The sequence below is a fragment of the Bdellovibrio sp. HCB-162 genome (assembly GCF_047344985.1).
Classification (GTDB): domain Bacteria; phylum Bdellovibrionota; class Bdellovibrionia; order Bdellovibrionales; family Bdellovibrionaceae; genus Bdellovibrio.
In genome coordinates this window covers 2,315,790-2,338,209 of sequence record NZ_CP178861.1, presented here as the reverse complement: position 1 = coordinate 2,338,209, position 22,420 = coordinate 2,315,790, and the positions used below count along the sequence as shown (strand labels likewise).

Genomic DNA, 22,420 nt, shown 5'->3' with positions numbered 1-22,420 from the left:
AAGTTCCATTAGCGAACATTACGAACAGAGGGTCTCGTTTTGAGACCCTTTTTTATTTTTGGCTTTTGGTAATATGAGCTGTCTCATACAATAGTGAGACTATGAGAAAAATCATCTTTACCTTGATCGTTCTTTCCGTATGTAACGCGCATTCTGCAGCCCTTTTCGGGCGACCTAACAAAGTGATTGATGGAAGCTCTTCGGGGGGCAACACCACGACAAGCTCGGGTGTGACTGCTTACTCGGCAGCACCTTCTTACTCCGTAAGCGGAGGAAGCTGCGGAAGTGTTCCGGGTCACGTGAAGTCGGCATTTTCCGAGGCGAAAAGTTTCACCAACAGCTGTTCTGTGGCGAAACTGGCGACGGGAAAATACATCGCTGTTAATGACTACTCAGGCGATGGAAAACCGACGATGTACATCTTTGACCAAACAGGTGGTTGCGTAAAATCCGTTCCAATCAGTTGGGGGATGGGGTCTGATAAAAGCCGTCGTCTTGAGGCTTGCAGTACTGATAACTCTCACAAAACGCCTCCGGGATTTCATATCACGGCTCGACACAATGGCGCCCGTTATAACGATTCGAACTCTTTGGGATTGGCGGGGCTTTCTGGGCAGGACAGTCTCGGTGCTCGCGGAGTTGTTATTCATGGAAAAAGACCCGCGGGTGCGGCCAATACTTGGGGTTGCACTGGCGTTCCGTTTGAAGATTTGATGCAGATCAAACGCCTTTTAGGTGTCGGATCTTTGGTCTACAATTATTTCGGTGATACTCAAAGTCGCAATTGCAGTGACAGCTCAGGAACAAGTCCTACTTGTAAACCAGAGGCGGCGGCGGTGGCGGCAGCTTCGGAAGCACGCGGGGAAAGAATCACTTATTCAGCGCCTTCGGGTGGTGGATACTCTAGTCCTAAAGCGAAAAAACGCGGTAGTGCAAAATAATTTTAAGGAGCGATAAAATGCGTTTTCTAATTATTCTAACAATGATGTTGTCCTTAAATAGTTTTGCTGCCGAAAAGAAATCAGCAAAACCGGAACCTAAACGTGAGCCTACAGCTGAAGAGTTGGCGGCGTTGAGTATTCGTAAAGATACGCAAATTGAAGTGTCATATTACGATAAGGACTCTGACACGTTTGAAGTCGTGATTGTGAAAGAACCTGGCGTGGGACCTAATGTCGCAACTCCAGAGGCTCTTCATAAGGCGGCCGGGATCAATGCGGATCTTGAGACTTTTCAAAATAAAAAAGCGGATTATGTGGGAGCAGAGTTCCAATTGAAAGACGATCTGTCGCTCCTTGATGACGAACAGATTGAAAAGCGCCGCGAGCATAATAAAAAATAATTCAGTAAGAGTTCGTCGAGTAGCAGTCCTGCACGACGAACGAATCTCCGGGCCCGGTCGTGACCGTCAAGGGGATTGTGACGATTTCCATAAGAAGAGGTTCCCGCGTCGTGGCGACCTCTAAAACAAGATGCGTCCGGTGAAGTATGTAAATAGTGCCGTTTGCTTTCCGCACTTGGCTGTGTATCGTTTCTTTATCCAACCACAAATTTTGAATCTGTAAGTGATCCGGTGTAGGCAGCATTTCCGGGTGAGAAAGCTCAAAGCGGGGATCCTCGTTGTTCCTGTGGCTTTGACCATCATATAAATTCGCAGAACCTGTTTGTGACCGCATAAGCTGTCTGCAAAATTGCGGTGCTTCCAGTTGTTCTTGAGTTTGCGCAAGAAACTGCTGAAGTTCTTTTTTAAATTTAAGTCGATCAATAAATTCCGTTCTTAAAAATCGAGTGCCCGAATTAAGTTCGGCAAGAGCTAGTAGAAAAATGATTAAAAAGAAGGACATCAGCGAAAGTTTAAAGAGGGTCATTAGGGACCTTCAGTCATTTTAAGCGGACGCAAAATCACTTCATAGACGCCGGCGTTAAGTTCCTGAAGCAGAATCTCTTTGGGAAGAATATTTTTTGCGGGATTTTTACGCTGTCTTCCATACAGCTCTTCAACGGAAATATTGAGCGCATCGCAAAGACGAAAAAGATGTTCCATCTTGCGTGGTTGTTGTCCCGACAGCCAATGATAGATCGTTTTCGCTGGTACTCCAGATTGTCGGGCAATTTGTGCCACGGTGATTTTTCGGTCATCCAAGATGCGGCGTAAGCTCTTCGTGAGGCTCATAAAAGACCTTTCGACCAAACCAGGATTAGTTTTACTTTCCTGGTTCAGGAACAAAATTCTCGAAAACGAGAAGCGAATTCTCGTGCGCGAGAAGAAATATTTTCGATATGTCTTGAATTAAGCTGATGGCGTGCGAATAAAAAATCAGCTCCACGATGTCCATTTAGGCAACAGACTAAGCCTCAAAGCCGTTTGGCAAATTGAGTATAAAATTCGCAGAGGAAAAATAGCAAGCATGAATTTATTCAGCAAGATGAGTTATGTCTTGCCTTCATGCGGACAAAAAGAAAGCATTTAGAATATGAAGATTGAAGAACTTTATATTTATCCGATCAAGTCCGCGCGTTCGCAAAGTCTTAAAGAAATGAAGATCACTATTGAAGGTCCTGACGGAGATCGTCAGTGGATGCTCATTGATGAAAATGGAAAATTCATTTCACAAAGAACATTGCCAAAGCTTGCAACAGTGGAGGTCTTTCATGATGAGACCTCTTTGACGATCGGTTTTCAGAAAATGTTCTTTAAGATTTCTAAAAACAACTCCTTTCAGAGAAAAGTGAAAGTTCAAGTATGGAATGACACTTTTGAGGCGGCTCTTGAGGCGGATCTCTACTCTCAGGCGTTGTCGCAATATCTAGGAGTGAATTGCCGTCTGGTTCGTTATGCTCCTTACTCGCAGCGCCGAGTCCGTTCGTTGTCTATGGAATGGAAACCGGAAGTTCGATTTGCAGATGGACGTCCTTTGCAAATTCTGAATCTTAAAAGTCTTGAAGAATTAAATTCTCGTTTGTCTTCTCCAGTAGGTGCGGATCGTTTCCGCGCTAATATTGTATACGCTGGAAATGTTCCTTACGAAGAAGAGCAGTGGAAAAGAATCAAAGTGGGTGAGGTGATTTTTTCTCAACCTAAAAAATGCTCTCGTTGTGCAATCACGACAATTGATCAAACGACAGGAGTGCCTTCAGGGCCTGAGCCTTTAAAAACTTTGGCGACGTATCGTCGCGAAGGTAAGGATATCTTTTTTGGAACGCTATGGATTCCTGAGAATATCGGAATGATCAAAAAAGGCGATCAAATCGAAGTTATTGAGTGAGTTCGCTTGGTGACGGAAATTTCATAAAGAACTCGTCTCAAATCGGGATTTGCCGACATTAAACTTTGAGGTCTTCTCGGAAAGATATGAAAATATTGTTCTGGGGGGAGAATCGATGGCTGCTGGTAATTTCGGAACTAGCTTGGCGATAGTATGTCGTTTAATGTTTTCGTTATCATTTCTTCTTATCCCGCAAGTGGCCTTCAGCAGTAATACTAGTGAGGCCTGCGTAGACGAGTGCAGCCGCAAACACCAAAATTCTGAAGCCATGTTTTGGAAGTGCAGTGAATCCTGCTATGTGCCGCTTCCTCCAGAACGTCCCGCAGATCTTGGCTTGCCTACCTCGAATGTTCCAATTCCAACCCCAAGGCCATCAAATCTAGGTCAAACCAACAATAGAAACAGTGGTGGTAATAATAGTTCCGGCGGCGGAGGCGGGCAGTGTCAGTCGCAATACGACAGTTTGAAAGCTCGTTGTGAACGAGAAATTGAAAATACATCGTCGACTTGCGATGAAAAAAATGATTCAGGATTAAACAGTGTCTCGGGAACGGCGTCGCAGTTGGCTCTGGCAATGGGACAACAGACTTCGTCTAGTGTTCAGTCTGCGTGCTCGGGTATGGGTGACGTTTCTCAGGCGGCAAACGCAGCTTTAGCGGCGTATCGTTTAAACTGCAGCAATGCTTTGAGTGATTGCCGCAAATCCTGCAACGAGTTGGTCGACTACGCAAAAAACAATGAATCATGCTTGGGTGGGTCAACACCTAAAACTGTTGCTGAAGATAAAGTTCGTAGTTGCAATAACTATGTCGCTAAAGTCAATGAAGCGAACCAGGCAATTCAAAACTATGGCGCAACTGGTGCCAATGCGGCTCAATGTGAAAACCAAACGAAGGGGGATACCAATGCGGCAGACCCTTCGATTATGGAAGTGTGTAAAACAAATCCCACAAATCCGATTTGTCCTGGAGCTGCGGCTCTCGCACAAGATTGCGCAAACCCTCAGTTTGCAGCGACTAATAAAGTTTGCGTCTGTATTTCAAATCCGAATGATCCAAGTTGTCGGGGAGAGCAAAAGGCGGGCGGAGAAACTGCCGTTGCAAGCCAGATTGACTCTTCATCAAGATTAAATACGGGTGGAGGTTCCGACATCGGGGGCGATCTTCCTGGTCTTCCCGGAATTCAACAAGGACCTCGTCCTTCAGGTGGTTCGGGTGAAGACGTCGACGGTAAACAAGGCAATGGTGTGAACTTCGAATCTGCCGGAAGCACGGGTGGAGGTGGATTCAAGTCTGCTTCGAGTGCGGGTGCTGGCGGTGATGCTGCAACGGATTCTCCAGCGGCCCCAGCCGGTGGCGGAGGATTTTATGGCGGTGGTGCCGCTCGTAACGGCGGCTCTTACGGAAGCGATGATGGAGGAGGATACGCAGGTGCGATGCCTGTTGCAGGAAAAAAAGGGACAGCAAATCCAACGGGTCCTGATCTTCGTCAATTTCTTCCGGGAGGCAAATTAGATCCGCGTCTGCGTGGAATTGCCGGCGCTGATGGTATCGATGGTATCACCGGCCCCCATTCAAATATCTGGCAGAAAATACAAAACAGATATCGCGTGATCAGCCCTTCACTTCTTGTTCCCTAAGTGGCTAAAACACTCAATGATTTTTTCATTTAACCCGATAAGTCTCTGAATCAGGACGTTTAGAAGAGGTTTTTCGGTATGAGCTGGCGATTATCGCTGATTTTGACGTTTTTCTCGATGACGATAAGTCTAACGGCTTGCACGCTCGATCTCTCCCTGGTCTCTGAGGAAACATCCAGAGCTAATCTTTTGGTTTTTGATTCATCTTATATCGATACCTCATTGTTAAGTTCAAAAATCACGATGAGTTCCGCAAATATTTCCGGTGGCGACGTTCAAATAAATTTCGAAATGCTTGAGGGCATCCAGAAAAACAAAGTCCGTTTTAAAAATCTTCCAGACGGTGCTGCGATCACGTGTGACAACACTGCGGGAAATCGGGCTTTGCAAAGAATAGACTTGCTGGGAGAAAAGTCATTTCAATTGCAGCCTAACTTCTGGGTTCCCACAGAGGCAGAGTGGACGGCGCAAGAACACCAAAGTTTTTCATGCTATTACGAAGTGAATGGACAAAAATCTAACACGATTGAATTCAAAGTACGTCTCAAGGAAGCCTCACACCGTTTAGTGTCAGCTCCTCAATACACTGGGTTAGAAAAATTCGGAGGTTCTACCAAATCTGCGATCTCTGCGGATGGTCGCTATATTGTTCAAACGATAGAAGCGGGCGTTGTTAGAGAAGATGTGAACAATGTTTACGATGCCTATTTGTACGACAGGGAACTTGGAAAGATAACCCTTGTCTCCAAAAGTTCTGATGGAACTGTGGGAAATGGAGCCTCCACGGACGTAAACATAAGCGCTGATGGTCGCTATGTAGTATTCTCGTCCGAGGCTAGTAATCTTGTTAACAACGATGCCAATGGCGTTAGTGATATCTTTGTTCATGACACCCAAACGGGAATTACGAAAATGGTCTCTGTGGCCTCTAATGGTACTCAAGGTAATGGCCATTCATTTAATTCAAACATAAGTGCAGATGGAAGATATGTTGCCTTTGTTACGGCCTCCTCCAATCTGGTCAGTGGAGACACCAACAGTCGCGAAGATATTTTTGTTCATGATGTGCAAACAGGCACAACGAAAAGAATTTCGGTGGCATCCGATGGAACTCAAGGCAATAACTCTTCCGTTCAGCCAAGTATGAGTGCTGATGGACGATATGTCACCTTTGAGTCTGAAGCCACGAATCTTGTGGGTGGTGATACGAATAATTGGAGCGACGTTTTTATTCATGACACTCAAACTGGAATAACCACAAGGGCTTCGGTTGCTCTCGACGGTTCTCAAGGCAATGCCTCTTCTCAATACCCAAGCATCAGTGCTGATGGCCGATACGTCACATTCTCGTCCGGAGCGACAGGTTTGGTTGGTGGAGATAACAACGGTGTTGTGGATATTTTTGTGAAGGATACTCAAACTGGCGCTGTGACCAGGGTTTCTGTTGATTCAAGCGGCATTGAAGCAGATAGCTGGAATTATGGACCTCGGATAAGCGCGAACGGTCGGCATGTGACGTTTTATTCAACCGCTGCCAATCTTGTCAGTGGGGACACCAATAACGCTATGGATGTTTTTGTTCATGACATTCAAACCGGTACAACCACGAGGGCTTCCTTAGACTCCACTGGAACTCAGGGGACTGCGGATTCGTATGATGCAAAAATCAGTACTGATGGGCGCTATATTGCATTCACATCTGAGGCGGCAAATCTCGTCAGCGGTGATAATAATAATAGCAGTGATATCTTTGTTCGGGATGTCCAGGAAAGTGTAACGATTAAATTGCCTCTTGAAGCTTCCGGAACCTCCACGAATGAATACTCTTATTCACCAAGTCTTAGCGCTGATGGGCGATATGTGACTTTCATTTCTTACGCGAATAATCTCGTCAGTGGTGATACTAACAATGCGGAAGATATTTTTGTTCGGGACAATCAAACCGGAGAGATAACCAGGGTCTCTGTTGATTCTGCGGGCGCTCAAGGAAACGGCGATTCTTATTCACCAAGTATAAGTGCCGATGGAAGGTACGTTGCTTTCGAGTCCTGGTCAGATAATCTTGTCGTCGGAGATACGAATGATGTCCCTGATATCTTCGTTCATGATACCCAAACCGGAGTTACCAAGAGAGTCTCTGTTGTTAGTGGTGGTGCCGAGGGAAATAATGTAAGCTATTGGCCAAGCATCAGTGCCGATGGTCGTTATGTCGCGTTTATGTCTCGTGCTACGAATCTTGTTGTTGGAGACACCAATGGCAGTCAGGATGTATTTATCCATGACCTTCAAACCGGAATCACGACAAGGGTTTCTGTGGACTCCACGGGGGTTCAAGGAAACCTAGATGCCCTATATCCAAGTATCAGCGCTGACGGTCGATATGTGGCTTTTCAGTCTGCCGCCAACAATCTTGTCAGCGGTGACACGAATGGTTTGAATGATATTTTTGTCCATGATGTTCAAACCGGTGCAACGACCCGAGTCTCTGTCGATTCCAGTGGTGCTCAAGCTAATAATAATGCGATCGCTCCAAGTATGAGTGCCGACGGGCGATTTGTGGCATTTCATTCAGATGCTTCCAATCTTGTGAGTGGAGATAGCAATGGGGCCCGTGACGCTTTTGTTCACGACACGCAAACGGGCACAACGGTGAGAGTTTCCGTTGACTCCAATGGGACGCAGGGAGATGCCAACTCCCAGAGTCCAAGCCTCAGCGCTGACGGACGATATGTGGTCTTCTATTCAGATGCTTCCAATCTGGTGAGTGGTGATAGCAATGGGGCGCTTGATATTTTCGTTCACGACACCCAAACAGGTGCAACCGCAAGAGTTTCTGCGGGTGACTCGAGTGGCTCCGAAGGGTATGGCTCTTCTGACAGCAGAAGAATCAGTGCTGATGGACGGTATGTGGTTTTCGTTTCAGATTACAGCAGTCAGGTTGAAAATGATGTTAACTGGGTGCAGGATGTGATCCTTTCCCGGAATCCTATGAAGTAGGTAATGACGTTCTATGCGCGGTGTTTAGTTCTTAAGCACCCGCGTCTTTGTAAAGTTTATTTCCCTCAGGCCCAAGGAATGCATGTTGTCCCTTATGAAGTTTACTTCTAAAGGGTGTATCATGTTGAGACAGCTCAAATTCTTGTTAATCGGTTGCGTTTTTGTATTCAAGTTTGCTTGGGCCGCCGCTCCCGCGACGACGGGACTCTATTTGTCTTTCGAACAAAGACTGGCTTTGACTTATGCGCTGATGGCTCAGGGTGAAGGCGAGGCGCAGAAGGAAGAAATCCTCGCTCGCGCTAAGAATTACTTCAAAGGCGTTTATGAGTTAGAAGCTAAAACGGTTCAAGTAAAAAACTTCAATGAGTTTTTAACTCAGTTCCGAGGGGAATGGCCTAATACACAAAGTGTCGCTTTGGATATGGAGCTCATTGAAAAAGCGGGTCCTCAAGCCTTAAAAACATTTGTTTCCGACAGCCCCCGCGTGCAACGTCAAATCGATGAGTATATCGAGTGGCAAACGAATCAGCTTAAGTCCTCTGTCGGAGATCAAGCTCCAGAGAAAAGCCAAATGGAACTCTTAGGTGCAAAGGCGATGGCTCTTTTGCAAAATCCGGATGCGCAGAAAATTGCTGAAAAATGGGCTTTGAATGAAAGCGATGCGATTCTTAGTGATCGCATGAAAGAACTAGATCGCGTTGGTGAAAAGATGGCGCAATCGAGTTTTGCCCAACAGCAAGATGCGACCATGCGTATTTTCATGCAAACAATGTTTAGCGAGTATTTTTCCCGCCTAAGTCCTGCATCTAAAAAGCTGATCGTGTCTTCTTATTTGGGTGGAGACCTGAATCTCAGCGATATTAAAAAATTCGAACTGATGGTGCAGAACAGTGGCCCTCAATTGCAAAAACTCTTGCAGGTGGTGGCGCGCCAGGCAGATTTGAGCCCAGAAATGCTCGAGGTTTTCCGTGGACTTGAAAACTCCGTAAGACCTGTTCCATGGGTGCAAGTGGACGAAATTTTAAAGCATGAAAAGAATAATTATAAATTCACGTACTTTGAAAGAAAACCTCTAGGCGTTGGAACGATGGCTCAAGTTCATCGTGCGAAAATATTGGTAGATGGTCAAAGGCACGATGTTGTTGTGCGTTTTATTAAACCAGGTATTTCAGATCGCGTGGAAGAGGATCGCAAAATCCTGACAGCGGTGGCGGAAATTTTAGATAACAATCCTGAATTCAGAAAAACAGGGGCGCCCAAACTAGGTCCGGTGGTCGAAGATATCACGGCGACAGTGACAGCAGAACTCAGCCAAGAAGATACGATTCAAAGACAGAAGCTTGCAAAAACCCGCTATGAAAAAACAGGATTTTTAAAATCCCCTGAATATAAAAACTATATCCAATTCCATGTGCCGGAAATTTATGATTCGAAGGGTAAGTCGAAGTTTATGGTTCAAGAAATGGTGATCGGGAAAAAGCTGGATAAAGAAGCCGCGACATACTCTGAAACAATTCCGACTTTGAAACGCAGCGTGGTTGAAGAAATGAGCAAAGTCTGGGCTTATGAAGTTCTTTTTGGCGGGGGCTTTTATCATTCTGATCTTCATCAAGGTAATTTCATGATTCGTGTTACGGAGCCTAAAATCTATGTGAATATTTTGGATTACGGCATGGGCGGAATCCTTTCTGCTGATTTGCAGCGCCAAGTGATGGTTCTAGGTGCGGGGACAGAGTTGAACAATGCGGATTTAATTTCCAGAGCCTTCTGGAAAATCAGCAATCGCTCTCAAAACACGGTGAATGAAACACAGTTTAAAACTTTGGTGCAAGAGCGCTTAAAACTTATTGTGTCGGGAAAAGAAAAGAACGCTTCGCTGGAGCACTGGACTGCGTGGGCGATGGACCAAGGTTTAAAGCTTCCTTATGAGTTTATCAGTCTGAATCGCGGTATTGTGATCGTGAATAAACTTTTGTCGGATGCCGGAAGCAATATGTCCGTAACATCTTTGATGAAGACATTTGCGCGATCAAATCCGACACTGATGTACAAGCGTCTTGTTCTGGAAGAAAAAATATCTCACAGAGATTTGATCAAGCTTGGCTGGTCAGAGCTCAAAGTAATGATGACGGGTGAAACTGTTTCTAGTTCCATTCGTTGCGAAATGGTTTTCCAATAATTTTGTGAGCTCACAGGGGCTTAATTAAATTTAAGCCATCCATCCAAAATCATTTGTTCTCGGTCAACCCCTTCTCAAAAATGGAGCTATCCAAAGGGAGGGGTTTATGGCTGCATCAGCCGACGCAACGATTTCGACAACAGAGAAACGAAATATTTGGAAAGTCATAGCGGCCTCTAGCGCTGGAACTCTGATTGAGTGGTATGACTTTTATATTTTCGGAAGTTTGGCGACAATCATCTCTGCGCAATTTTTCCCGAAAGGACATGAGACGGCGGCTCTTTTAGGAACGCTGGCGACGTTTGCCACGGGATTTATTGTCCGTCCTTTTGGAGCTTTGGTGTTTGGTCGTGTTGGCGATGTGGTCGGGCGTAAATACGCTTTCATGGTGACATTGCTTATTATGGGGCTTGCAACAACAGCCATCGGTCTTTTGCCAAGTTACGAAAGTATCGGAGTTCTGGCGCCGGTGTTATTGTTGCTTTTACGTCTTTTGCAAGGGCTTGCTTTGGGGGGAGAGTACGGAGGCGCCGCCACCTACGTCGCTGAACACAGTCCCGACGGAAAAAGAGGATTTTACACAAGCTTCATTCAAACAACGGCGACCTTGGGATTGTTTGTTTCCCTTGGCGTGATTCTCGCGACACGACTCTCCATCGGTGAGGATGATTTCAAAACATGGGGATGGCGCGTGCCGTTTCTTCTGTCTGTGGTTTTAGTCATCGTGTCTTACGTCATTCGTCGTCGGATGGAAGAGTCACCTATATTTACCCAAATGAAAGCGGAAGGAAAAACTTCAAAGAGTCCGCTGCGAGACAGTTTTCTGCATCCGCAGAATCGTCGTCTTGTGATCTTAGCTTTGTTTGGCGCTACCGCAGGGCAAGGGGTCGTTTGGTACACGGGACAGTTTTATGCCCTCTACTATCTGCAAACAGTTTTAAAAGTCGATTTCGTTTTAGCAAATCAAATCATTGCGACAGCTTTGTTATTTGCGACACCGTTCTTCGTTGTATTTGGTTTGTTGTCAGATCGTATCGGTCGAAAGCCAATTATGATGGCGGGATGTTTGATTGCGGCGCTGACGTATTTTCCGATCTACAAAGCGATGGAAGCTTATTCGGGATGGAATCCTTTAGAGCCCAACGCCACCGCCGTGAATCCCAACGTTGTGATGCTGACTGTGTTGGTATTTGTGCAAGTGATTTACGTAACCATGGTGTACGGTCCCATTGCCGCATTTCTGGTTGAGCTTTTCCCAACGCAGATTCGTTATACCTCGATGTCTTTACCATATCATATCGGGAATGGAGTCTTCGGTGGATTGGTTCCCTTTATAGGAACGGCGCTAGTGGCTTCAACGGGAAACCATTTTGCGGGTCTTATCTATCCGATTTCCATCGCCGTTCTGACGTTTATCATCGGCAGCATTTTTATTCGAGAAGACCGCAGTGTTCGTTGGCATTCGATCACGTCTCATTCTGGGAATGGCGGAGGTGTTCCTCCCTCGCGTTCCGCATCGTCTCCGAGTGACGCGCGATTGTGAAAAGGCGGATAAAGTCTCACTTTAAGTCTTAATCTTACCCTCTTGGCGCCGATAAGTTTACTATGCACGTTGGCGCTTTGAGACCTTCATCTCTGCGATCTTTTTGGAGAAATGCCTTTCTCGTGCTGTCATTGTTGATCTTTACGGCGTGTTCAGAAAGAAATCTGGAAATCGGTTTTTTAAGCAAATCCATTCAAGGCAAAACAGAGTTTAGCATTGATAACGTCATCGGTGAAGGGGACATGCTCCCTGATGCGGCGGAATCGTCGATTGTCATGGAAGTCAGCTGCAGTAAAAATGTGAGCATGGTCGAAGTTCAAAATCCCGTGAGTAAAGAGTGGAAAAAAGTGACCGACTTTGTGGCGGGAACCGTCTTTGACTGTTCCGCGACAGGAAAAGTTTCACTGAGTCTTCCGTTAGAGCACGTGGCTCCCTATGTGGCTCCAACATCTTCCGGAGATCGCCGTCAAGATTTCCAAATTCGTTGGTTCGTGAAAAATCTTGAAGGTGAAACTTCTGTCTATTACCGAACATTGTCGGCGTTCTTTCAATCCCCCGCGGTGACGCTCACGGCCGGAGACGTTAATATTGCGGCAGCGAACGCAGGTTACACCGTGAATGGAACTTGTTCAGTGGATGGCGGTATTGTTTATCTAACGGGTCCGTTTGCTGACACGCAAGCCGATTGCGGGAGCGGCCATTATTCAGTTCAGGTGAATGTGAATTCAAATCAGGCCAGTGGAGCTGTTGCAGTTCATGCAAAACATCAAAAGGGAACGCAAAGTCGCACATATGCGGAATCTGAAAAATCAGTGAACATTGATATGCAGGCTCCTGCTTTAAGTTTTTCAAATCCGACGGAAGGAAAAGTGTTTTCTTCTGCGGACGTAATGTCCAGCCAGGCAATTCACATTGAGGGAGCTTGCAGCGAGACGATGATGCCTGTGCAGATTTTTTTGAATGACTCAAAAGTTGTCGAAACAACGTGTTCTGCGGCGATGTCTTTTGCTGCGGACGTTGTTGTGCCAGAGGGAGCTTTTCAAATCAAGGCGAAGCAAACCGACTCTTCCGGAAATCTTGGTGAAAGTGCCGTTGTGAATTTACAAAAAGACACAACTCCACCCGGAGCTTTTTCAATCACAGGGGTTCGCTCTCAAGGGGTTGAGGACTCCACGATCGATAATATTTTAACGGCAATGAATCTTCGCGTGGATCTTGGGTCAGCGACGGATGCCGTGAGCTATGAGGTTTTCGTAAAAGACAGCACCGGAGCCACAACAATCTGTCCTGTACAGTCAAACTCCACGAGCTACGTGATTTTTTCTTCGTGTGCTTTGCAAAACAATACGACTTATAAGGTTTACGCGCAGGCAAAAGATTCTTTAGGCAACGTGCGCGTGACCGAGAATAACGGTTTTTCTTTCACGACTCAGTTCCCAGTTCCGACGATTACCAAAATCTATAGTGATGTTGCCAGTGGTGCGACTTATAAAGCGGGACAGTCGGTTCCGGTTTATGTTGAATTTTCAAGGCCGATTTCATTCACCGGAGCTCCGAGTATCACTTTAAATTCAGGTGTCACCGTAAGTTCACCTTCGCTTTTGAACGGCTCTGGTGGCACGACGATTTTGCGGTTTAGTTATATCGTGGGAATAGGACAAGAGGCGCGTCCGCTGGCGGTCAATGGCATCTCCGTGAGCGCCGGCAATATTTATGATGCTAATAACTCTGCTGCTATCGCGACGTTGAGTTTTACTGACACGGGATCTGATGCTAATTTTTTGAAGTCTAGAAATATTAAAATTGATGCAAAGAATCCCGACTCCGTAACATCTCTCACCCTGGGGCCTACGCCTTCAAAGATTTTAGATTCACCGACAATTTCCTTTGGACTTCCAGTAGATCCGGATCCGATCACAGTCTGGGTTCGTATTGTAAGAGCTTCGGATGGGTTCGAGATGGTTCCTTGGAATCAGGCCGGTAGCGGTGTCTACTTTAATATGACTAACAACGTTGCACTCGGCGTGGGTTATAAAGTGGAAGTTAAAGTGAAAGACCCTATCGGAAACGAGAGCGCCACGACGTCGGCGTCATTTGCAAGTTACTCGTGCCCACGATCTGATATGGTCTATGTTTATAATCCTGCTGTTCCGGCGGTGCCTCCGTTCTGTGTCGGAAAATTCGAGGCCAAAGGATCGCTCACGGCGCCGGTGTTTACAAGTGCGAATGCTCCCTTGGGCGCGAGCCAGATGCAGGCCGTGGCCGCTTGCCAAAGTGCGAGCTTAAAAGTGATATCAAACGCGCAGTGGGGAGCTCTTGCTGATTGGATTCGCCAACAGCCTCAGAACTGGTCCGGAGGCAGCGTTGAAAGTGGAATCGTTTATCGCGGGAACACCATAGTCAGTTCAATTGCTGTCGCCGCAAATACGTCGGATCCGTGTTATCCAACTCCATCAGGGGGAGGATCTATTTGTGAAACTGCGGCGGGCCGCCGTAATTTTGTTTTGCCTTATGGACAGGAAATTTGGGATATCGCGGGGAATGCCTGGGAGGTGACTCGTGATACGGATAATAACTCCAGCGCGGCGTTTTCACCGAATGCAGACTACGTTACTTTACTTCCAACCACGGCGGGACAGCTTCGCTCATTATACGGAACGACCTTGGGATGTGCGGTTGCGAGTTCGGGGGATTATTGTGGATATGGGAAAATAGATTTTTCTTTAGATCCGAGCTCGGCCATGAACATTGTCATTTGGCGTGGTGGTGGAGCTTATCTGGGAAAAGTTGCCGGAATATTTGCAGCAAGACGTGAGGGAAACGCCGGAACTGAGATCTCAAATGCCGGTTTCCGTTGTGTCCTAGAGCCTTAATTTTTAATAAATCTTCGACTTAAAATATGAAACCTCCACGTCAATAAAATCGACGCAAAGATAAGACCAATTAAAAGACCAATCCAAATTCCGACGGGTCCCACTCCCAAGTGGAATGCTAAGACATATCCCAAGGGAAGTCCCATGATCCAATAAGCAAAGAAAGCAATAATGCTCGGCCACTGTGTATCGCTCATGCCGCGAAGAGCACCAATGGCAACGGCCTGAATACCATCAAAGATTTCAAAGATCGCAACGACAATAAAAAACTTCGCCGCCCATTCGATTACGTCTTGATCCGAAACATAGAACGTCGGGAACCAATGACGAAGAAAGAAAAATCCCAAAGCACAAAGACTCATGTACGCGGCACCCAGTTTGATCGCAGTGAAACCTGCAAAGCGTGCTAAAGAGTAATCTCCACGACCTAGTTCGTAGCCTACGCGAATGCTTGCGGCAATGCCCACACCGAGTGTGATTAAGAAACTGGTGCTCGCAAGACTGATCGTGATTTGATGGGCGGCGAGAGGTGTGGCACCAAACCAACCCATCATCACCGCCGCTGAAGAAAAAGCACCGACTTCAAACAAGTAGGTCAAGCCGTTGGGAATTCCCAAACGAATGATGTTTTTAAGAAGATGACGATCGAAACGATGAGTCCAGCGCTCTGCCAGATAACGTTTAAAGTGGGGATGCAAGTGCACGTAGAAAATCATCGCGAGCGCCATCAAGGTGCGCGCCATTAAAGTCGCCCACGCCGATCCATTCAAGCCGAGTTTTGGAAATCCGTAGTAACCGTGAATCAAAACATAGTTGCCAGCAATATTGAAAATCACACCAAAGATCATCACGTACATAGAGACTTTGGTTTTTCCAATACCGTCGGTGAACTGTTTGTAAGTTTGATAAATCAAACTTGGTAAAACGGACCATGCGATGATTTCGAAAAAATCGCTGCCCATTTTTAAAACTTCAGGTGTTTGTCCAAACCAATGCAGATTCGGAAGAAGAATATAAAGAAGCCCGATGACGAAGCCACTGACGACCAAGGCGATCGCGATACTGTGTCTTAGAAGAACGCCTCCGTAAGGATAATTTTCCTGTCCCTGCATCCGCGCAAAAAGAGCGGTGAGGGGAGCGAGCATTCCTAAACCAAAAATCAAAAAGACAATAAAAACACTTCCGGCAAATGCCGAAGCGCCCAAGGCCAATGGCCCCAAAGAGCCGACCATGATCGTGTCGGCCAAAGTGATCAGATTTTGTCCGACTTGGCCAACGACGATAGGACCCGCTAATTTGGCGAGAAATTTACTTTCGTGAAAAAACTTAGACCGCGACAACTTCTTGAATCTCCGGGAAAAGTTCTTTCATGCGAGTTTCAATACCCTCTTTGAGAGTGATCGAAGAACTTGGACAGCCGGAGCAAGCGCCCTTCATGTGAATATAAAGGATGTTGTTTTCGTATTTGTAAAACACGATATCGCCGCCATCGAGTGCAACCACCGGGCGGATTTCGCGATTCAAAACAGATTTAATATTGCGAACCATCGGAGAATCGTTTTCATCGTCCTCTGGCATCTCGACAAATTCCACAACCACAGGCTCATTGCGATCCAAGTGCTCTTGAATCAAACCGCTCAAAGGTTGGGCCAGAAGATCCCAATCGACCCAGTCTTGTTTGGTTACGGTAATGAAGTTCGGACCCACGTAAACAGAGCTTGTCCAAGGAAAACCGAAGATTTTTGAAGCCAAAGGCGAGCGCTCTGCCTCTTGAGCCGTCGGACAGTCAAATCCGTTCTCAGTCACCTGGCGAGGTAAGATGAATTTCATCGTCGCTGGATTGGGAGTGGGTTCAAATGTAACGTTTGTGCTCATAAAATCCTCATTTAGTGCTGCTTCAGCTCTAGGCCCTTGGCCCTCCGCTCTGCCAGCGTCCGCCGAGGAAATTATACCACAGTCTCTTTTCTGCCAAGCGTGTTAATCTCTGAGACGCGCTTGATTATATGGAAAAAACTCAATAAGTTTACAGCGCTCAAATAGAGTTTTACACACGTTTCCCAGAGTAACAGGAGATAAGATGACGCCAAGAGTTAGAGAGATTTTAAGCTGGTACGGAGCTGACAACCCAGGAGTACTTACGAATTTAGCTCGCATGATGAATCACGGAAAGCTTGCCGGCACAGGTAAGTTGGTGATTTTACCAGTGGACCAAGGTTTTGAACATGGTCCGGCTCGCTCTTTCGCGAAAAATCCAGATGGTTACGATCCTGCTTACCACGTAGAACTTGCGATTGAATCTGGTTGCAACGCCTACGCCGCTCCATTGGGCGCGATTGAAGCTGTCGCTCGTGATTATGCAGGCGAAATTCCATTGATCTTGAAAATCAACAACTCTGACACTCTTTACGGTGACAAGCGTCCGATCTCGGCAGTGACTTCATACATCGACGATGCATTGAGATTGGGTTGTGTGGGTATTGGTTTCACAATCTACCCAGGATCTGGCGAGCGCAAACACATGTACGAAGAAATCGCAGAGGCTTCTCGTTTGGCAAAACAAGCAGGTCTTGTTGTGGTGATCTGGTCTTACGCTCGTGGTGAACAAATCTCTAAAGAGGGCGAAACAGCGATCGACGTGATTGCGTATGCAGCTCACGTAGCAGCTCAATTGGGTGCGCACATCATCAAAGTAAAACCACCAACAGCACACATCGAACAAGCAGCGGCTGCGAAAGTGTACCAAGAACAAGGTATCAAGGTTGCGACTTTGGCAGATCGTACAAAACACGTTGTTGATGCTTGCTTCAAAGGCAAACGCATCGTGATCTTCTCTGGCGGAGAAGCGAAGGGCACAGAAGACATCTTGAAAGAAGTTTCTGAATTGGCTCAAGGTGGTGGGTTCGGTTCGATCATGGGCCGCAACGCTTTCCAACGTCCAAAGAAAGAAGCCATCCAACTTCTTCACAACGTCATGGAAGCCTTCGCAGGTAAAAAACTGTAGAAAAAGGTACCAGGTACCTTTTTCCCAACTGGAGTAGAATTTAATGTCTATCAATGAAAATCCGCTCAGAGCGGAAAAACGTAAAAAACTTCATGCCCTTCGCGAGAAAGGCATCAACCCTTATCCTTATGTTTTTGAGAATAAGGCGAAGATCTCGGAAGTCGTGGCTGAACATGCGGCGACTCTTCAGCCTGGCGAAAAGAAGCCGGAATTTGCTTATCGTATCGCCGGTCGTTTGATGACTTTGCGTATGATGGGGAAGGCGTCTTTCTTCAATCTTCAAGATCAAACGGGCACAGTGCAAGTTTACGTAAAGACCGAAGAGCTTTCTGAGAAAGACCGCGAAGCTTTCAGTCTTGTCGATTTGGGTGACATCGTTGGTATCGACGGTTTTGTTTTCAAATCACAAAAAGGGGAGTTCTCGATTTACGCGAAGAGCTTCCAGATTTTGACAAAATCTATTGAACCATTGCCAGAAAAATTCCATGGCGTTCAAGACATCGAAATCAAGTATCGTCACAGACATTTGGATTTGATCTCGGATGCGGATTCTCGCAAGGTTTTTGAAACTCGCTCTAAGATAATCAAAGAAATTCGTCGTTTCTTGGATGACCGCGGATTTATGGAAGTGGAAACTCCAACGCTTCAGCCGGTTTACGGTGGAGCAGCGGCAACGCCATTCACAACGCACCATAAAGCCTTAGATATGAAGCTTTACATGCGTATTTCTCCAGAGCTTTATTTGAAACGCTTGATCGTGGGCGGTTTTGAAAAAGTTTATGAGATCTCTAAAAACTTCCGTAACGAAGGGATCGACCGCACTCACAATCCCGAGTTCGCTCTTCTTGAGTTCTACGAAGCTTACACAGACTACAACTATCAAATGAAACAGTTTGAAGAGTTGATTTCTCAGCTGGCTTTGAAAATCACGGGCAGCATGAAAGTCACTTACCAGGGAAAAGAAATTGATTTCACTCCTCCTTGGAGACGTTTGACTGTGCATGACGGTGTTCGCGAATACGCGGGCATTGATCCAGATAAAGCAACAGAAGAAGAATTGTTCCAAGCCATCCGCAAACACGGTGGCGATATCGATAAGCCTGGTAAAAAAGGCGAAATGGTCATGGAACTTTTCGAACTCACAGCCGAACAGCACTTGTGGCAACCGACATTTGTGATGGATCATCCGGTGGAGATTTCTCCATTGACGAAAATCCACCGCAGAGACAACCGCCTGGTTGAGCGCTTTGAGCCGTTTGCGGCTTGCATGGAAATCGGAAATGCTTATTCAGAGTTGAATGACCCTGAAGATCAATTGGCTCGTTTGAAAGAACAAGAAGCCAATCGCGCGAACGACGAAGAAGCTCATCCTATGGATGAAGACTTCTTGCTTGCGATCGATGCGGGGATGCCGCCAACAGGTGGTGTGGGTATTGGGATTGAGCGTATTGTGATGATCATGACAGATCGTCCAAGCATTCGTGATATTATCTTCTTCCCGACGATGAGAATTACGAAATGAAGTTAGGGCTTTTAGTTGCCTCTCTTCTAGCTGTCTTGGTGGGCTGTCAACAAAAGCCCACTAAGATTGTTACGCAAGAACCCGTGATCGGTGAAAACATCACGGCTGAGCGTCTTATGAAAGACAATCCAGTTATTTTGGATGCTCGTCCGTCGTTTGAATTTAACTTGGCTCACGTGCCAGGGGCGATCAACGTACGCTGGGAAGATTTCTCTCAACAAAATCCAAAGTCTCGCGGTCTTCTGCAGCCGGATTTATTTGCTTTGGCTCGTCGTTTGTCTTTGATCGGCGTTGACCCGCAAACCAAAGTTTTGGTTTTAGGTAAAGGGCCTCAAGGTGCAGGAGAAGAAGGCCGTGTTGCTTGGACGCTCAAAGTTTTGGGCGTTAAAGAAGTCTATACGGTGTTGCACACTTCGTATCGTGAAATGAACCCGACGAAAGAAGCTCCTCTGGTGCAGAACAAACCTTATTGGAAGCCGGACGTTGCAGAGACTCTGACAACTGACTTTAAAGATTTCAAAAATCTTGTGAGTAAAGTAGATAACAGCGTAGTTGTTATCGACGTTCGATCTGCTCAAGAGTACGCGCTTCGCAATTTATCACAAATCAAAGATGTAAAAGCTTCTGTGATCAATGTGAATTGGACGGAGTTCTTTGGTGAGAAGGGCCTGCCGGATAAAAAAATCGAGCGCGCTCTGTACGAAAAGAATATTTCTAAAGATACAAAAATTCTTGTCATTAGTAATCACGGAGTTCGTTCCGGAGCGGTGACTTACGCCTTGAACTTTTTAGGTTATAAAAAGGCCAGCAACTTTGCTGGAGGCTATGAGCAATGGAAATAAACTCGGAAGAACTGATTGGCATCCTTAAAAACAAGATCGCTTTGTACGAGCATCTTGGTATTGAGGTGGTGAAGATCCGTTCTGAAGAGGTTCGTTTTCGTGTTTCGTTAGAAAAAAACCGCAATCATAAAGGCACGGCCTTTGGCGGAAGTCTTTATGCAACAGCGGTTTTAGCCGCTTATGCTTTGGTGTTAGCAGGTCTTAAAGAGCGTTCCATCCCTACGGAAAACATTGTGATCGCCAAGGGAGAGATTCAATATCTGCGTCCCGTTGACACGGATTTTGAAATCGTCTGTCGTTTTCCGTCAGAATCCCATGAAGAAGATTTTTACCGCGAACTCACTTCCACCGGAAGAGTCAAAGGTTCTATCACCAGTCAAATACTGGGTGCCGGTGGTTCTTTAAAAGCGTCGCTCACGGGTGTCTTCGTCGTTAAGTTGTGAGCGAGAATTTCTAAGATCTCACTTTTTTTAACAGGCTTAACGGCATAAGCGTCACAACCTGAAGCGATCGTTCTTTCTAGATCCTCAACCACCGCCGTCGCTGTTAAAGCGATGATGGGCGTGTGACCAAGATGTCTTTCTTTTTCCCAAAAACGAATCAGTTCGGTGGCGCGGTAACCGGTCATGATCGGCATTTGCATATCCATAAAGATCAGGTCATAGTTTGTGGTTTTAAATTTATCCACGGCTTCCTGCCCATTCACGGCCTCCTCACAATCAAAAGGAAGATTTCGTAAATAATGGATCATCAAAACACGATTGTCTTCGGAGTCGTCGACAAGAAGAATGCGAAAACGTCGGTTGGGAAAAAGAGTATTCCACGAAACAGAAGGTGAAACTTTTGTTTCCAAATGACTGCTTAAATCAGGACGGTGAGGCAGAATAATGCGAAAAGTGGTTCCTCTGCCTGAAAGGCTTTTCATTTCCATGCGACCGCCCATGATTTCCACAAGATTTTTGGAGATCACAAGCCCCAGGCCCGTACCTCCGTACTTGCGGGTGATGCCGGGGTCAGCCTGAAAGAACGGAGAAAAAAGACGGGCTTGTTTTTCACGAGGAATACCAATGCCTGTGTCTTGCACTTCAATAAGAAGATTTTCTGTTCCAGCAAGTTTTACGGCGACAGAAACCGTTCCCTCATTGGTAAATTTCAAGGCGTTTCCAATTAAGTTAAAAAGCACCTGGCGCAGACGCGTGGGATCTCCCCATTGATGTTCTGGCACATCATTTTGAATATTCAATTCAAAATGAATTCCTTTTTCTTCCGCTTTGATTTGCAGAATTTCAAAAACACTGCGAACGGTGGCGTGCAAATTGTAACTGACATTTTCCACGGTCAAAGCTTTGGCTTCGATTTTTGAAAAATCCAAAAGGTCATTGATCAATGCCTTGAGATTTTCCCCGGCGTGACTAAAGAGTGTTAAGTAGCGGGCTTGGTCTTTGGAGAGTTGAGTTTCCTTAAGCAACTCCAACATTCCGAGCACGGAATTCAAAGGTGTGCGAATTTCATGGCTCATCCGTGCCAGAAATTCCGATTTCGCCTGAGAGGCCTCTTCGGCTTGCTCTTTAGCCCCTTTCAGTTCGCCTTCCGTTTCTTTTAATTTCGCCAGTTTTTCGGTCAAGGTTGTGACGGCAGATCCCGTGATCAGAGAACAAAAACACAATGTCAAAAGAGTCGCAGGCGTTTGCACCAGAACAGGTTCATTCTCCCACGGCAGGTGCAAAATTTTTGGTAAGACAATGGTGATGGCCATGATCCAGGTGTTGATAAGCAGAGACGCATAAAGACCGTACCATGCGGCGGAAATTAAAATCAAAATTCCGTAAACGTACCAGGTCTGTGACAGAGGTAAAGATATTCCCACAATCAAGCTTCCCGCCAGCACACAGATCGCAAGGGCTTGCTCTTTTTGCGATAATTTTTCTAAACGTAAGGGCGGCAGAGATTCATACACGAAGAGCGAAAGATTTTTTTTATACAAAAACGGAGAAACAAGAATTAACAGCGGAAGAGTTAAAAAGACGGCTCCGGTTAAATCTCCGATCGTCGTCACCAAAGACGCCCAGAAAAAAAGAGCCTTGTCGATAAAACCTGTCAGAACTAAAATACCTTGAATCGCCGTGGAGCAAACAACCGAAGGAATCAAAAGACCATAGACGAAGAAAAGACTGATGTTTTTGGGACTTGGTTTCCAGGTTGAAAACGACTTGAACCTCTCGCGCACAAGCATCCACGCCATAAAAACTTCCAGTGTTTCAGGTATGGCGTAAATAGGATAAAAGTAAATATGAGGAAGATGTAAAAGACCCGCGGCAATGAGTCCGTTCAGATATACGGCGATAAGAACTCGGGGCCCCCACCACAAAGTCATGATGACGCCCAAATTGATGGGAAAATAAATCCAGTAAACGCCTTGATTTGTGGTGTAAGAAAGACTTGAGAAAGTCCCGGCAAGTAGAATCAAAAAAGGAAGAATCCACGTCCACCATGGCAACCGCTTTGTATCCATGATTTTATTCTAATGGAAGTGGGATTCGAAGCTAAGTACGACTGTA

Annotated in this window: 17 protein-coding genes; 12 read left to right on the top strand and 5 right to left on the bottom strand. The window is 46.1% G+C overall.

Annotated features, from left to right (window positions below):
• The first annotated feature begins 101 nt into the window (after positions 1-101).
• Together ACLSSO_RS11400 and ACLSSO_RS11395 are read left to right on the top strand one after the other, a co-directional pair.
• A complete protein-coding gene (locus ACLSSO_RS11400; RefSeq protein WP_413942861.1) occupies positions 102-941 on the top strand; it encodes a hypothetical protein in 840 nt (279 codons plus the stop codon).
• Between the two features lie 17 nt (positions 942-958).
• A complete protein-coding gene (locus ACLSSO_RS11395; RefSeq protein ID WP_295900628.1) occupies positions 959-1,342 on the top strand; it encodes a hypothetical protein in 384 nt (127 codons plus the stop codon).
• A gap of 1 nt (position 1,343) precedes the next feature.
• Here the strand turns inward: ACLSSO_RS11395 and ACLSSO_RS11390 are convergent, their stop codons facing one another.
• Both ACLSSO_RS11390 and ACLSSO_RS11385 read right to left on the bottom strand, forming a co-directional pair.
• The gene (locus ACLSSO_RS11390) at positions 1,344-1,868 is read right to left on the bottom strand and encodes a hypothetical protein (RefSeq protein ID WP_413942860.1); all 525 of its coding nucleotides are present in this window, start codon (positions 1,866-1,868) and stop codon (positions 1,344-1,346) included.
• Positions 1,868-2,173 (bottom strand): helix-turn-helix domain-containing protein, encoded by a 306-nt coding sequence (locus tag ACLSSO_RS11385; RefSeq protein WP_295900623.1) that lies wholly within the window; start codon positions 2,171-2,173, stop codon positions 1,868-1,870. Before ACLSSO_RS11385 ends, ACLSSO_RS11390 begins: the two co-directional genes overlap by 1 nt.
• Positions 2,174-2,474: 301 nt before the next feature.
• Here ACLSSO_RS11385 and ACLSSO_RS11380 point away from each other — a divergent pair, with 301 nt between their 5' ends.
• From ACLSSO_RS11380 to ACLSSO_RS11355, 6 genes are all read left to right on the top strand, one after another.
• Positions 2,475-3,266, top strand: coding sequence for an MOSC domain-containing protein (locus tag ACLSSO_RS11380; RefSeq protein ID WP_295900621.1), 792 nt, complete (start codon positions 2,475-2,477; stop codon positions 3,264-3,266).
• Between the two features lie 115 nt (positions 3,267-3,381).
• A complete protein-coding gene (locus tag ACLSSO_RS11375; protein ID WP_413942859.1) occupies positions 3,382-4,905 on the top strand; it encodes a hypothetical protein in 1,524 nt (507 codons plus the stop codon).
• A gap of 78 nt (positions 4,906-4,983) precedes the next feature.
• Complete coding sequence (locus ACLSSO_RS11370) at positions 4,984-7,902, top strand: hypothetical protein (protein ID WP_413942858.1); 2,919 nt, start codon at positions 4,984-4,986, stop codon at positions 7,900-7,902.
• 121 nt (positions 7,903-8,023) lie between these two features.
• A complete protein-coding gene (locus tag ACLSSO_RS11365) occupies positions 8,024-10,081 on the top strand; it encodes an AarF/UbiB family protein (RefSeq protein ID WP_295900613.1) in 2,058 nt (685 codons plus the stop codon).
• A 106-nt stretch (positions 10,082-10,187) separates the two neighbouring features.
• Positions 10,188-11,624 carry an MFS transporter gene (locus ACLSSO_RS11360; protein ID WP_295900611.1) on the top strand — a complete coding sequence of 479 codons (1,437 nt, stop codon included), beginning with the start codon at positions 10,188-10,190 and terminating at the stop codon, positions 11,622-11,624.
• A gap of 122 nt (positions 11,625-11,746) precedes the next feature.
• Positions 11,747-14,497: a hypothetical protein gene (locus ACLSSO_RS11355; RefSeq protein WP_413942857.1), complete on the top strand. Its 2,751-nt coding sequence runs from the start codon at positions 11,747-11,749 to the stop codon at positions 14,495-14,497.
• On the opposite strand, the gene ACLSSO_RS11350 is transcribed toward ACLSSO_RS11355, so the two are convergent.
• The gene (locus ACLSSO_RS11350) at positions 14,494-15,837 is read right to left on the bottom strand and encodes an MATE family efflux transporter (protein ID WP_413942856.1); all 1,344 of its coding nucleotides are present in this window, start codon (positions 15,835-15,837) and stop codon (positions 14,494-14,496) included. The genes ACLSSO_RS11355 and ACLSSO_RS11350 overlap by 4 nt on opposite strands.
• Positions 15,824-16,372 carry a NifU family protein gene (locus ACLSSO_RS11345; protein WP_295900604.1) on the bottom strand — a complete coding sequence of 183 codons (549 nt, stop codon included), beginning with the start codon at positions 16,370-16,372 and terminating at the stop codon, positions 15,824-15,826. The genes ACLSSO_RS11350 and ACLSSO_RS11345 overlap by 14 nt, the downstream gene beginning before the upstream one ends.
• A 202-nt stretch (positions 16,373-16,574) precedes the next feature.
• Between ACLSSO_RS11345 and ACLSSO_RS11340 the strand changes: the two genes are divergently transcribed.
• Genes ACLSSO_RS11340 through ACLSSO_RS11325 form a run of 4 tightly spaced genes read left to right on the top strand, consistent with a single transcriptional unit; the run spans position 16,575 to position 20,305 of the window.
• Positions 16,575-17,498 (top strand): class I fructose-bisphosphate aldolase, encoded by a 924-nt coding sequence (locus tag ACLSSO_RS11340; RefSeq protein WP_295900602.1) that lies wholly within the window; start codon positions 16,575-16,577, stop codon positions 17,496-17,498.
• 43 nt (positions 17,499-17,541) lie between these two features.
• Complete coding sequence (gene lysS / locus ACLSSO_RS11335; RefSeq protein ID WP_295900600.1) at positions 17,542-19,020, top strand: lysine--tRNA ligase; 1,479 nt, start codon at positions 17,542-17,544, stop codon at positions 19,018-19,020.
• Positions 19,017-19,862, top strand: coding sequence for a sulfurtransferase (locus ACLSSO_RS11330; RefSeq protein WP_413942855.1), 846 nt, complete (start codon positions 19,017-19,019; stop codon positions 19,860-19,862). The genes lysS and ACLSSO_RS11330 overlap by 4 nt, the downstream gene beginning before the upstream one ends.
• A complete protein-coding gene (locus ACLSSO_RS11325; protein ID WP_413942854.1) occupies positions 19,853-20,305 on the top strand; it encodes a YiiD C-terminal domain-containing protein in 453 nt (150 codons plus the stop codon). Before ACLSSO_RS11330 ends, ACLSSO_RS11325 begins: the two co-directional genes overlap by 10 nt.
• Here ACLSSO_RS11325 and ACLSSO_RS11320 read toward each other — a convergent pair.
• The gene (locus ACLSSO_RS11320; protein WP_413942853.1) at positions 20,239-22,374 is read right to left on the bottom strand and encodes an ATP-binding protein; all 2,136 of its coding nucleotides are present in this window, start codon (positions 22,372-22,374) and stop codon (positions 20,239-20,241) included. The genes ACLSSO_RS11325 and ACLSSO_RS11320 overlap by 67 nt on opposite strands.
• Positions 22,375-22,420: the final 46 nt, after the last annotated feature.